A 13,717-nucleotide genomic window follows, 5' to 3' on the forward strand; every position below is an offset into this window, starting at 1 on the left:
CGGGTGTTTTTGATAACTAAGCAAGTAAGAGCTAATGTTCATTTGTAAAATATAGTCTACCCTTCTAGAGGGAGATGCGTCTTAGGCTTGCGGCTCACAACGATTTGTATGACATAGATTAGTAAGAACAGTACAACAAACAGCGAGGAAAGACGGTACATCCACGCATAATCACTTGCTTTGGCGATAATGCCAAGTATAAGCGCTCCGGCTGCAACCCCGAAATCGAGGGAATTGAGAAACATACCGTTTGCCATGCCCCTCTGTTTAGGAGACACGACCTGAATCATCCAGGTTTGGAGGGTCGGCTGCATGACACCAAACCCGATACCGTAGCAAAGAGCAGACATATACATGAAGACATCACTGTGTGCGTAGGAAAGCAGGATCAGACCGCCAATTAAAAACAGGGAGCCAGGGATGAGCAGTGCTTTTGCCCCTTTTTTGTCATAAATACGGCCCGAGAAGGGACGCACGATCAGCACGGATACCGCATTAAACAGGAAAAAGTAGGCCGGATGTGCCAGATTTGCTTCATCCCCGTAAAGCGCCATAAAGCCGAGTAATCCACCATATGTGATAGACATCAGCATGTTCAACAAGGCGGGAACCCACAATTTACGGTTAAATGCCGGTTTTCGCCCTTCTTCCAAAGGAACCATAGGTGGTTCGATGTGCTCTTTGGGTAGTGTACGAATCAGCCAGTAAGCCAACGGGAATATCACAACAATTACAGCTGCTGTCGTATAGGCAAGCAGGTTGAAACTCCCGTATTGAAGCATCGAAATGCCGATGGTCGGCCCAATCGACATCGCTAGACTAGTGGACAGACTAAAGAAGCCCATTCCTTCACCGAGACGTTTGGGCGGGATGACGTCAGAGGCCATCGTTGGAAAGGCCGTGCTACTCATACCGAAGCCAATCCCAAATAACATCCGCATGAGCAGAAGCACTGTAATCGTTGGCGAAACACTGTACCCCAGCGTTCCTGCCAATGCAAACAGCAGTCCCACGAAGATCAGGGTACTGCGATGTCCCTTTTCCAGCATACGGGCTGAAAAGAGTCGTGCTGCAATCGCACTTAAAGCGAATAAGGTGGTAACGAGACTCACCTGAACGGAACTAGCGTGGAATGTATTTTTCACATAAGAAGGAATGGAAGATAGGATCATCTGTAATTCCAGAAACAAAAATAAATTGGAAACCGTAAGAACGATAAATTCCTTGGTCCAAAGAGGTTGCTTGCCTTGTTGCATATTAATCGTTCTCTCCTTGTTTTTCTGATTCGGTCATGTTGGCGTGAATTTGTAAAAGAGTCCGGCGGAATTGCTTCAGATCGGCCGAGGAAATTCCTTTTACAAAATCGTGATTGGTATCAAGTTCGACAGGAAGAGTCTTCTCCACAAGCTGTCGGCCTGTTTCAGTCAGATGAAGCAAATAGGCCCGACGATCCTGTGGACTATTCACACGCCGTACCCAGCCCTTCTTGTCCAACAAATCAATAATTCGAGTCGTGGTAGGCTGGTCCTTCACGGCCTTAGCTGCAATTTCTTTCTGATTTAAACCCTCAGCCTGATAGATTTGGTACAGAACCGACCATTGCTCTGGGGAAATATCATAAGGTTTGAGACGCTGCAGGAGCTGCTGACTCATTTTGCGGTGAGTAATCCCGAGCAACATCCCAATGGAACAATCGGGAGGCAAGTTATTCATAGGTACTCCTTTCCGTTTCCCGTACATAAATTACTTCGAAATTAATTAGTTGTTATAACAATTATATGAACAACAAGTTATTTTGTCAAAAAAAGTTGTTCAGCGTTTTGGGTTCTGCTATCACTACAGCAAAAAAAACAGCCCGTAAAATACGGGCTGCTTGGGTTGATATAATATCGTTTGCCATGACTGGCGAATTAAGCTTTTGGTACAGTTTCCCAGTCCTTCAGGAAGCGTTCGATACCGCTGTCTGTCAGCGGATGTTTCCACAGAGAAGGGAGCAAGGAACCTGGAATGGTGGCAATATGTGCACCAGACAGAGCAGCATCTTCTACATGCTTAATATTGCGGATGGATGCGGCGATGATTTCAGATTTCAGACCATGAATGTCCAAAATTTGTCTCAGTTCACGAATCAGCTTCATACCGTCAACAGCGATATCATCCAGACGTCCTACGAACGGGCTGATAAAAGTAGCGCCAGCTTTGGCTGCCATCAAACCTTGAGCCGCGGAGAAAATCAGTGTTACATTCGTTTTGATTCCGTTCTTGGTCAGCTCGTTACAAGCATACAAGCCATCTTCAGTCATAGGAAGCTTGATAACCACGTTCGGTGCCCACTTGGCGATATCATAAGCTTCTTTGAGCATATCTTCAGCCTTCAGACCAATAACCTCAGCACTTACGGGACCTTCAACGATACTGCAAATCTCCTGAATGACTTCCTTGAACACTCGACCTTCCTTAGCGATCAGTGAAGGGTTCGTTGTTACACCATCAACCAGACCCAAACGTTCAATACGTTTGATTTCTTCAATGTTACCAGTATCCAAGAAAAATTTCATTTGATTTCCTCCTCAGGTTTATATAATACATAATACATATCACACGCGATGTACAATAGTTCATTATAAATGTAGCATATTGCACACGTTAAACTTATAATTAGTATGTATTACATTCTTAATTGTGACACATTTTAAATTTGAAAACAAGCGGTGTATGATTAAAATTTGATGAATTGTCGGAAGATGCCTGAAATTTACCGATCTATACTCTTTATAATGTATTCTACCCCACTCCATAAGGAGGTAATCATTATTCAACTGTCTGAAAGACAGCGGGAAATTGTTGATATTGTCCAGCGTCTGGCACCTGTTACGGGGGATAAAATTGCTGAAACACTGGGATTGACGCGTCCGACTCTCCGTTCTGACCTTGCTCTGCTCGTTATGCTCGGACTGGTGGATGCCAAGCCGAAGGTAGGCTACCTGCCAGGGCGTCATCCTAAATATGATAGTCATATCGGCAACATGCTCAAAAAGCTGACGGTGGCGGATATACTTAGTGATCCGATTTTGATTTCCGGTGACACGACCGCCTATGATGCGGTGCTGATGCTGTTTCAGCAAAATACAGGCACCCTGATGGTCACAGGAGAGGAGCAGGAGCTCATTGGAATTGTTACCCGCAAGGATTTGCTGAAGGTCATGCTGGGGCATACCGATCTTCACACCGTCCCGGTGACCATGGCAATGACGCGCCGGGCCCAAATGACGACGCTTGCTCCAGAAGACACTTTACTGGAAGCGATATCGAAACTGATTCGGCATCAGGTCAATTGTCTTCCAGTTTTGGACGAGCAATGTAGCTCTTCAACTCCAATTCGGGAGTTGGTAGGGCGGGTTACGAAAACGGACATCATGAACGCCATTCTGAGCTTGACAGAAGATAAAACGTAAAACATAAATAAGGGGGCCTTGTATGTACTGGTTGGCCATGCTGACGATGCTGATTGACCATGTCGGACTTGTGTTTTTTCCGACGGATCCGGCTTGGAGAATTGCCGGCAGGCTTGCTTTTCCAATCTACGCGTACGCGCTGTATGCGGGATATACTCATACCCGAGACATGCAGAGCTATATGCTCCGTCTACTCGGACTGGCTCTGATTTCTCAGGTGCCCTATATGCTGGCGTTTGATGTGCTTAGACCGAACGTAATCTGGACGCTATTGACCTCGTTGCTTGCGTTGGCTGCTGCATCCCGCTTAAAGCATTGGACGGCTGTAACGTGCCTGTACGTCGTCTCAGCTCTGGTTATGGAGCTCAGCCAGATGGATTACGGAGCCTATGGACTGCTGTTGGTTCTGATTTATCGATACACCCGTTCATATATGATGATTGCAGCCCATTTTGTTTTGAACGTAGTGTATGATATGGTGCATCACGCGAATCTTCAGCACTTTAGTCTGCTGTCCAGTATTCTGATCGTATGTTTTGCAACTGGAGAAAGCGGATTTTATAGTCGGGTACCGCGTTGGTTGTGGCGTAGCTTTTACCCGGTACATCTGGCTGTTATCGCGGCAATTCGCATCTGGCCCTAATCTACATCTCATACATTAAAAAAACCTTTAAAACCACGACATAAAATGGTTTTAAAGGTTCTTTTTTATCCTTCAATAAGCTAGCCAACGTTTAGGATACCTTGTTGGGACCTTGAGCAAAAGGAAGTGGGCGAAGGGGAGCACCTTCCTTCATGTATTGCACCAATACTTCGGGAATATTGTGTATTCCACCTGCATTGACGCGATAGCCGTTCGTTTGCCCTGGCGAGTTAATCCCGCGTTTCACCGTAAACGTAACGTCAATACCCAAGGAACGGCAAATTTCCATCGTCTCCTTGGTATACCCACCATAAGGGAAGGCAAGTACATTCTGATCATTGTGTAGATGCTTGAACAGCTTCTTGTCAGCCATGTCCAAATCGGTAGAAACTCGCTGTTTGAACTCATTCTCGGTTTCCATTCGCCCCAGCTTTTTCGAATACACTGGAGCCATCAGAAGCGGCTTTTGTTGGGTGCGCGCTGTGTTGGAGTATCCGTAAGCATGCTGGTCATTGGTATGATTGTAGAAATCAATGCCTTCAGCATGCATCTGATGAATTTGATCCCATGTCAGCTTTGGAATACCAATATGTTTGGGATTGCTGATCGTGGACGTGATGAGAAAATTGGTTGCCGGTACCTGGTACTTTTTCAACACAGGAAAAGTGTCCGTATAAAAGGACTCGTAGCCATCGTCGAATGTCATAAGTACCGCATTATCAGGAACCTTGGCTTTATGTAAAATAAAATCCGTATACTCTTTCATCGTGATCCAGTGGAAGCCGTTAGCTTTCATTTCGTCCAACTGCCTCGTTAAATTACTAAGCTTGAGAGCACCGGGATCAGGTGGAGTCTTGGTCACCTCATGATACATCAGGACAATTACTTTGTTTTGGTAATATACTTTATCTGGTGTAGGCGTCATTGAAAATAAATGGCGTACCAGTCGATCTGCATTAGCTGTGCGTGTACGATGAGCCCCTTTAACTGTAGGTGTGTGGTATATGCTACGTGCTTCATACACCAAAATTCCTAAAATAGCCAACAAACTTATGATCAGCAACGTTCTTTTAAAAAAAGTGTGTTTCATTGAATGACATCCCCCGCATGCAAAAAAATTCTGAAAGTATAGAGGTTTATACTAGATATGAAACTAGCAAAATCTAGTCTATCATACCGAAAACACGCGGGGGAAATATCACAACTTTGTTACCTCTGTGTAGCTTTTACAGATACCGGTGAAGAGGTCGGGAAGTAACCGATCTCGACGGCATGCTGGATCATGTTCCGAATAAAATTCAGGTCGGTTGCCGGGCATTGAACGCCAGCTTGTTCCAGCAGAGCTGTGGTTACAGAGCATCCGTAACGGTAAGCTGAATCCTTGGCTCCGTCACCTTCCAGTTGTCCCATAGCAAGGTGAAGTGCATCCTCCTGAATGCCGGAAGACGGATTTAGCAACCAGGCGCTGTAATCGTCAAAAGGCAGGGTTTCTACTGCGTAACCGAGTTGGTTTACCATAGCGATCAGTTCATCATATGGCAGTGGGTTCGGATTGCAGATATGGAAAATACGGTTTGCGCTTTTTTGATGAACAGACAGCTCTACGATAGCACGGCTGGCGTAATCAATCGGTGTGAAGTCCGTATGCCAATCGGCTTGTGGCGCTTTGCCCAGCAGCAGCATCGCCTTCATCATACGATAATAAGCATTGCTATCAATATTTCGCTGGAAGCGTCCGTTGGCCGAATGGGCTGTCAAATTACCCGCGCGATAGATCGAGACAGGCGTACCCGCTTGAGCTGCTTGGAACAACAGCTTCTCCGCAGCCAGTTTACTATTCGTGTACAGGTTGTCCACATTCAGTTCGTCTGGGAAGGCAGAAAGCTCCAATGCCGACTCCCATTTTCCTTCGTTAGCAAGATCCTCCGGTATTCCCATAGTGGAGACATGATGGAAGGATACTCCTGGCTTGGCTTGAGCGATTTTCAACAGTTCCAGTGTTCCGGTCACATTCGTGCGATCGAAGGCTGCAGAATCACCAAAATGGCGAACGTCAGCGGCGCTGTGAATGATGCCGTCGATTTGGTGCTCCAGCATATGGCGGTCGAGGGAAGAGAGACCCAGATCAGCTTGCTCCAGATCCCCATAGACAGCCTTTACCCGTCCTTCGATCAGGCTGGAGACATCTTGTCCAAAATATCCTGTCAATACGGACTGAATACGCTCAATACCGGATGGACCGTTCTGAGAAGGGCGTACCATCGCGTATACTTTGGCTTCTGTTCGTTGAAGTAGGTCATACAGAATGTGCGAGCCCAGATAGCCTGTAGCACCGGTCAACAAAATCACGCGCAAGTCGCGGACTTCAGCTAAGTCAGAAGCACCAGACAACTCAATAGGATGCTCATTCAAGTCCATTTTTTCTTGAGAAATCGCGAGTGGCTTGCGTTGCGGCATTTGTTCCGTACCTAATTGTTCCACGTATTCAGCAAGCTCACGAACGGTTTTGTAGCGGAAAAAATCTCCGATGCGCAGCGCGCCATAACGCGGCTTCAAAATAGCCAGCACATGGATGACACGAAGCGAATCGCCCCCGATCAGGAAGAAATCATCGGTAGCGCCAATGTTATTTTTACCAAGCACTTGAGTCCATGCTTCGGCAATGAGTGTTTCGGTTCCTTCTCGGAGAGGTTCCCCGCCAAATGAAAGATCAGACGCTTCCGGTAGTGGTCGCAGGGCCAGCTTTTTGCGATCGATCTTGCCAGTTGGTGAAATTGGCATAGCTTCCAAATGAACGACATGACTCGGTACAAAATAAGAAGGCAGCTTGCCCCCAATATAAGACTGAATAACGTCCTGTGGAATAGATTGTCCATCCGAAGTGGTGAAATAGCCAACTAGCATGTTCTGATCTGTGTGATCTTTGACGGCTACCACAGCGACGTCCTGAACACCTGGATGTTTGGAAAAATGGTCTTCAATTTCTCCGATTTCAATCCGATTTCCACGAATTTTGAGCTGCGAATCCTTGCGGCTTACGTATTCAATCGTACCGTCTGGCAGCAGCTTGGCGATATCACCCGAGCGGTACATTTTTTCACCCGGAACAAAAGGATTGTCCACGAACGATTGCGCTGTACGTTCTGGCTGATGGAGATAACCATGGGCCAATGCAGGAGTAGCAATACATACTTCACCCGGAATATTAACTGGGCAGAGTTTGTTATCATCGTTAACGATATACACTTTGTAATTGTAAATCGGCTTGCCGATCGGGATATTGACGACATGCTCAGGCACGGCACCGCGGACCCGATGGGTCGTTGTCGCTACGGTGCATTCGGTCGGTCCGTATACGTTTACGATGTCGGTATCTGTGCCGAATTTGCTTTGGAACGCTCGAACTTGGGAACCGTACAGCGCTTCGCCTGCTACAGTAACAATCCGTACCTTAGCGAGTTTGCGATAGCCTTCGTCTGACAAGTACGTAGATAGCTGATTAAAGAATACGGTCGGCAAAATGGTAATAATCGTCGTGCCTGTACGTGCAATGGCTTCAGCAAATTCTTCAACAGATACACGTTCTTCGGAAGACAGCAAGTACAATTTTGCACCGTAAAACAAGGCTCCAATGGTATCCCAAACGGATGCATCGAAGCTGTAGGTCGCAAATTGGGTCAATACATCCTGAGGTGTAATGTCGCAATCGCGTTGCACGACAGCTCCTAGGTTAACAACACCGCGGTGAGCGATCAGGGCACCTTTCGGTTTGCCTGTAGAGCCGGATGTATAGATGACATAAGCTAGATCATCCGGACTCACACGAACGTTCGGATTGCTTGCAGCATAGCCTGCCAGCGGCCCGTTAATAGCTAAAATTTCTTTTACCGTCTCAATAGAACCGCACAGTTCAGTCGCTTGTTCCATGAGTGCGGAAGTTGTTAAGACAAAAGGAGAACGCGTGTCTTCGACAATGTAGCTACTCCGGTCAGCGGGGTGGGCGGGATCAACAGGCACATATACGCCTCCGGCTTTTAGGATACCAAGCAGTGAAATAACGGTCTCTAAGCTCCGTTCCATGAAGATGGTCACGAATTCACCTTTGGTAAGACCTTTGGATAACAAGACACGTGCGACTTGGTTAGCACGTTCGTTCAACTCACGGTACGTGTACTCCCCAGTGTGTGAAGCAATAGCGGGACGATCAGGGTATTGTGAAGCCGCCTCTTCAAACATTCCATGAATGGTCTGATGCTCAGGATATTTCACGACTGTATTATTTAGATCTTCGTGAGCAGCTCGATCTGCATCCGATAATATATCAATTGAATTCACAAGTGCATGGCTATTGGTTAGCGCGCCACGCAAAAGGGTTTCAAAGTATTCTGCGTATCGGACAACCGTTGTTTCCAGCAATAGTGATTGATCATATCGTATCTGTATTTGATAAGTGCCATTGTGTTCACTGACAGCCCAGTCCATAATACGAGATTCTACACCGCTGTCCGTAGGCAGATTTGCCGAAAATGAAGTATCGGCTTGTGGTTCCGCAAGGTATGCACTTGGCTCACGGAGCATCTCCTGAAATAAGTCTGCTAGTTCATGAAAAGTCGTTTCTTTTTCGACTGTCAGCGAAGCTGTAAGCAGACCAGTTTGTGGCACGAAAGTAGAAAAAGAAACTTCTTCTTCTGCGGAAAGGCGATATACCCATGCAGTATATGCTGATAAGAGCAACGCTTGTTTGTCTCCCGCAGTTTTTTGCTGATTTAATTGTTCCGAGATGGACGCTTCTAACTCTACTTGATAAGTAGAGGATGTATGCTTGCGTTGTATACGTGCATAATCCAAGGGAACTAGGAATGGGGAAGGGGTTGTCTGTGTACTGTTTTGTAGTAATGAAGCCATTACGCTAACCTCCTGAATGTATGATGTCTTAATATAAATGGTAAACTCAGTAAATGCCTCGCTCCCTTCAAATGCATGAACAGGAGGGAGGCATTACCGAATGAATGATTAACTATGAAATTAACTTTAAGTCGATAAATGGCTATTATGATTTGCTACGGTTGGTGTCTGCAATTTTGAAATAAGATGTAATTTCTTGAAGCTCTTCAGACATGGATGTCAATTTATGGGATGAATCAATAATCGAATCCAAAGAAGCTTTTTGTTCCTCCACCGTTTGCACAATGTGAACACTGTTATTGGCTGTTTTGGTTACAGTGGAAGAAAGATCGTCTGCTGTCGCTGTCATTTCCTGTGTACCCGCAGATATTTGCTCAGTAGCGCTGGATACTTCTTGGATTTGCCATGCTACATTTTTAGTTGCTTGAAGAATATCATTGAACAGCACGCCTGCTTGTCCAGCAACGACGATTCCGTTTTGAACTTCAACGTTTCCTTGCTCCATCGATTTCACAGCTTGTCCGATTTCATTTTGAATTTCTTCAATCAGTGATGTAATCTGTTTGGTTGCCTCCGCAGATTGTTCTGCCAGCTTACGTACTTCACTGGCAACGACGGCAAAGCCTTTACCTTCTTCACCAACGCGCGCAGCTTCAATAGAAGCGTTCAGAGCGAGCAGGTTGGTTTGACTGGAGATGCCTGAAATGGTACTGATGATATTGCCAATTTCCTGCGAACGACTGTCCAGCAACTTGATGATACGGGAAGTATTGGTTACTGTATCGGTAATCAAGTGCATTTGGGATGATACCTTACTTACAATCTCGTTGCCTTCGTTAGAGCGTTTCTCTACCGAATTGGCTTCTTCCGCAACATTGGAAGAACTCGTGGCAATATTTTGAATGACCGAAGCCATTTCAGCCATGGCACGTGCACTATCGCCTGTTGCTTTTTCCTGCGAACGGATATTCTCCGTGATTTCACTGATGTTTTGATTGATGATGTTGGAATTGATTCCGTTTTGTTCGCAGATTGCGAGTAATTCTTTGGCGGATTCATTGACTTCATCAGTTGTCTGCTTCACTTTAGTCATAATGCTGTTAATATGACTTACCATATCGTTGAAATTCTGATTTACGAGTCCCAAATCATCATGACCTGCATGAATTTGAACATCCAGATTTCCTCTGCTTACTTCGCTGATACCGTACATCAATTGCTTAATCGGGGACAGCGTACGTTTCACAACCCAATATTGAAGCGCCAGGCAGATCAGTAGGAAAATCACTAAAATGGTAGCGCCGCTAATGAGCAGCTTGGTCAATCCTGCAGGTACGGCACCGGCATCTGCATCGACTGCAAAATATGCAAAGATTTTGCCGCTTGGATCTTTAATCGGAGTCATCAAAGTCGTCCATGTACCAAAAGTATCATCGTAGAAGCTGGTGAATGTTGGTTTGCCACTGTCCAGCATACCGGTTACGCCTACTGCCACGACATTGGGTTGCTCATACATAGAGCCAACGAGCATCTTATCTTTTTCAAATGCTTCTCTGAGATCCGTTGGCATCGCCACAATAGATGTCAGATTGCCATTTTCGAGCTCCGTCCCGAAAATATAGGCATGAGAGATATTTGGATTCGTCGCCATGATGTTATCTAGGTACGCGCGGAGTTTGGTTTGAATGGGTCCATCATAATTTTTCTCTTGAACCGCTTGGGTTACTTCATCGGAATTAATGCCCTGGGCCCACTTCAATGTGATTTTTTCCACTTGCCCATGCAATTGGTCTATCAAAATCGTACGTTGGATCAAATAGCTGGACACAATAAGAACTAGCCCAATCAATACGATGTTGAAGAAGGATAATAATAGGTTTTTGGTGAAGAATGATAAGCTACTCCACTTTTTCAAAATGTTCCACTCCCTGGTTGTATTTTTTGTATATGGTGTTGAACCGCTTATCGAATGAGATAATCAAGTCCCCCTTACAAACAAAATAATCGAGATCATAGACCCTTGAATTTTATGTAATAGGTCTTAAGTCCTTTTACAGACAAGTATGATATCCCTATATATATGTCGTACGAAAAGCCCTTGAAATGAATACCTTACACAATAAAAAATTAATTTTAATAGGTAAACGCTGTCTGTGTTTCAGTATATTCCAATTTATACTTCAACTTGAGATTTGAATTCATTACAGTCCATAAGCAACTATTCAACAGAAACCATCATACTTTATAATAGAGTCAAATGCACTTATCAATTTGGGACATTTTTCATATTTAACGTTGTAAATGCTTGATTTATCGCGGTTTTTGTGAATTGTTTGCAAATGAGTCTTTATATCCATGCAAAGAGAAGAGGGATAAGAAGAATGTCCAAGCTTACGATTTTAAAGGTTGAGAGTAATCACGAGGATCTGCATAAGTTGATTCAAAGGCTGGATGAGGACTTGCTGGAAAGGTATCCTGCCGATGAAATTTACTTGGTTGATTTTTCCAATCCGAAAGTTAAAGAAATGTTTTTCGCTGTTGTGTATGTGGACGAAAAACCGGTGGCTTGTGGAGGGCTTAGGCCTATAGATGCGGAAGAAATGGAACTTAAAAGATTTTATGTCGATTCCTCTTATCGCAGACAAGGGATTGCGGTGAGCCTATTATCTTTTTTGGAAGAGGAAGCCAGCAAACGGGGAGTTGTAAGAATTAAACTGGAGACCGGAGCGGCTCAACCTGAAGCGATTGCTCTCTATACCAAGCGGGGATACGAACCTGTTGAACGATTTGGGGAGTATGAACACGATGAAAACAGCCTTTGTTATGGTAAAAAGCTGTCTCTATTAATATAAAGCGTTCTCTTATAAAATGGATGATGATCAATACTAGCCTATATAGCGGGAGAGATGATAATGAATTTAAAGCAAAAAGCGGCTGAAAAAGCAGTTGAGGCGATTCAGGACGGTATGAAAGTAGGACTTGGTACAGGCTCGACAGCCTTTTGGGCTATTCAAAAAATTGGTGAGCGTGTAGCGCAAGGATTACATATACAGGCTGTAGCTACATCCCAAGCCTCGGAAGATCAGGCCAGGGAGCTGGGAATTCCCATCATTCCGTTTGATCAGATTGGAAGGCTTGATGTTACCATCGACGGTGCAGATGAAGTGAACGAGCAACTGGTACTGGTGAAAGGTGGAGGCGGAGCCCTGCTGAGAGAGAAAATTGTGGAAAGCAATAGCGACCGATTAATTATTATTGTCGATGAGTCCAAGGATGTGAAGGTACTGGGTGCATTTCCTTTACCCGTTGAGGTCGTACCCTTTGCCAGTGAATGGACGTTGGAGGCCTTGCGGCAGACGGGCTGCAAAGCGGAGTGGCGTAAGAAAGACGCCGAGCGCTACCTTACGGATAACGGTAATTATATTGCCGATTGTCGCTATGGTACGATTGAGAATCCGCAGGAGTTGGAAATCCGCTTGAACCAAATTCCGGGAGTAGTCGATAACGGACTGTTCATTAATATGGCGGACCAGGTGATTATCGCACGGGCCAATGGACAGATCGACGTCCGTAACAAGTAATGTCTAGGACCCGTCTGCTTCATCATGTGGCATTGGTGTTATTGATTTTATATACAGGACTTCTATTATATTGGATGTTTCTCGGTTTTGGTCGTACATTACGGCCAGGACCCCCGTATTCGTATAATATTGTGCCGTTTGATACGATCAGGCAATACTGGCGGGCAATGGAGTCGTTTCCTTTTCGGGTATGGGGTGTTAATTTGCTCGGTAATATTGGCGTATTCATTCCCTTCGGTATCCTTGTGCCTATCATTTGGGTGTCCATGCGAAGTATAGGCAGTCTGTTGTTAACGATAGTGATCGCACTGGTCATTCTTGAGGTGTCCCAAATGCTGCTGGGCGCAGGTACAATGGATGTGGATGACATCATACTGAATGTTCTGGGAGTATTATGCGGCCGTATTGCCTACGTATTTTTACGTAAGAAGTTAGGGATTGCAATATAATCGTCCTGCTCTCTGGATCAGTGTGTTAAGACTGGCTGAGAGCGGGCTTTTTTTACATAATGAACTGTAATCTTCACATAATAGACGACAATTCCTCCATTTTTAGGCCGTAGGAGTAGGGGGAGGAACGCTTAAACTTGACAAAAGCGCACAATTAAGATATCTTGGAATAAAGATATGAGTAACGGAGGCTGTTAATATGTCTGTAAAACCAGATGATCAGGACCTAGCACTTAACTTGTTCGTTGTTCTGGCTCGTGCTTATAATTCGGTCACGTCTCGTACGAATCGGGACATTCATAGTCATGGATTAAATACAACAGAATTTGGTGTGCTTGATCTGCTGTATTATCGGGGGCCACAGCCTTTACAGAAAATTGGAGAAAAGGTACTAATCTCTAGTGGGAATATTACGTACGTGGTCGATAAACTTCAGAAGAAAAACTTGCTTACCCGTCGTGCTTCGCAAGATGATCGGCGTGTGATTTATGCAGAATTGACTGATGATGGACGTCATTTCTTTGAGCAAATATTCCCGCAGCATCATCGTGTCATTATGGAGACCGTGGATGGCTTATCTGTGGAAGAGAAGGAGCAGGCTATTCATCTGTTAAAAAAGCTTGGACTAACGGCTGAGGGGCAGAAGAGTAACGGATCATAAACGGTGCATGTACAGGTTAAATC

The 13,717-nt window shown here is 45.1% G+C and carries 12 protein-coding genes; 6 read left to right on the forward strand and 6 right to left on the reverse strand.

Features of this window, described 5'->3' with window-relative positions; translation table 11 throughout:
• Positions 1–56: 56 nt before the first annotated feature.
• From MKY75_RS09050 to fsa, 3 genes are all read right to left on the reverse strand, one after another.
• Complete coding sequence (locus MKY75_RS09050; protein ID WP_069011373.1) at positions 57–1,256, reverse strand: MFS transporter; 1,200 nt, start codon at positions 1,254–1,256, stop codon at positions 57–59.
• Between the two features lies 1 nt (position 1,257).
• Positions 1,258–1,713: a MarR family winged helix-turn-helix transcriptional regulator gene (locus tag MKY75_RS09055; RefSeq protein ID WP_340885056.1), complete on the reverse strand. Its 456-nt coding sequence runs from the start codon at positions 1,711–1,713 to the stop codon at positions 1,258–1,260.
• A gap of 197 nt (positions 1,714–1,910) precedes the next feature.
• Entirely contained in the window at positions 1,911–2,558 is a 648-nt protein-coding gene (fsa, locus tag MKY75_RS09060) for a fructose-6-phosphate aldolase (protein WP_013309811.1), read from the reverse strand.
• A 219-nt stretch (positions 2,559–2,777) separates the two neighbouring features.
• Between fsa and MKY75_RS09065 the strand changes: the two genes are divergently transcribed.
• Together MKY75_RS09065 and MKY75_RS09070 are read left to right on the forward strand one after the other, a co-directional pair.
• Positions 2,778–3,455 carry a CBS domain-containing protein gene (locus MKY75_RS09065; protein ID WP_049816861.1) on the forward strand — a complete coding sequence of 226 codons (678 nt, stop codon included), beginning with the start codon at positions 2,778–2,780 and terminating at the stop codon, positions 3,453–3,455.
• Positions 3,456–3,477: 22 nt separating this feature from the next.
• Entirely contained in the window at positions 3,478–4,098 is a 621-nt protein-coding gene (locus tag MKY75_RS09070) for a TraX family protein (RefSeq protein ID WP_029514773.1), read from the forward strand.
• A 91-nt stretch (positions 4,099–4,189) separates the two neighbouring features.
• On the opposite strand, the gene MKY75_RS09075 is transcribed toward MKY75_RS09070, so the two are convergent.
• The 3 genes from MKY75_RS09075 to MKY75_RS09085 form a co-directional block, all read right to left on the reverse strand.
• Positions 4,190–5,188, reverse strand: a complete 999-nt coding sequence (locus tag MKY75_RS09075; RefSeq protein WP_165147683.1) for a polysaccharide deacetylase family protein — start codon at positions 5,186–5,188, stop codon at positions 4,190–4,192.
• 119 nt (positions 5,189–5,307) lie between these two features.
• Positions 5,308–9,003 carry a non-ribosomal peptide synthetase family protein gene (locus tag MKY75_RS09080; protein WP_340885057.1) on the reverse strand — a complete coding sequence of 1,232 codons (3,696 nt, stop codon included), beginning with the start codon at positions 9,001–9,003 and terminating at the stop codon, positions 5,308–5,310.
• 145 nt (positions 9,004–9,148) lie between these two features.
• Entirely contained in the window at positions 9,149–10,918 is a 1,770-nt protein-coding gene (locus MKY75_RS09085; RefSeq protein ID WP_029514770.1) for a methyl-accepting chemotaxis protein, read from the reverse strand.
• A 466-nt stretch (positions 10,919–11,384) separates the two neighbouring features.
• Here MKY75_RS09085 and MKY75_RS09090 point away from each other — a divergent pair, with 466 nt between their 5' ends.
• From MKY75_RS09090 to MKY75_RS09105, 4 genes are all read left to right on the forward strand, one after another.
• Positions 11,385–11,855: a GNAT family N-acetyltransferase gene (locus MKY75_RS09090; RefSeq protein ID WP_029514769.1), complete on the forward strand. Its 471-nt coding sequence runs from the start codon at positions 11,385–11,387 to the stop codon at positions 11,853–11,855.
• Positions 11,856–11,915: 60 nt separating this feature from the next.
• Positions 11,916–12,584, forward strand: a complete 669-nt coding sequence (gene rpiA, locus MKY75_RS09095; protein WP_340885059.1) for a ribose-5-phosphate isomerase RpiA — start codon at positions 11,916–11,918, stop codon at positions 12,582–12,584.
• Positions 12,584–13,033 (forward strand): VanZ family protein, encoded by a 450-nt coding sequence (locus MKY75_RS09100; protein ID WP_165147658.1) that lies wholly within the window; start codon positions 12,584–12,586, stop codon positions 13,031–13,033. The genes rpiA and MKY75_RS09100 overlap by 1 nt, the downstream gene beginning before the upstream one ends.
• Positions 13,034–13,232: 199 nt before the next feature.
• Positions 13,233–13,694 (forward strand): MarR family winged helix-turn-helix transcriptional regulator, encoded by a 462-nt coding sequence (locus MKY75_RS09105; RefSeq protein WP_013309820.1) that lies wholly within the window; start codon positions 13,233–13,235, stop codon positions 13,692–13,694.
• Positions 13,695–13,717 lie beyond the last annotated feature (23 nt).

This window comes from Paenibacillus sp. FSL L8-0663 (assembly GCF_038008125.1).
GTDB classification, from domain to species: Bacteria; Bacillota; Bacilli; order Paenibacillales; family Paenibacillaceae; genus Paenibacillus; species Paenibacillus polymyxa_D.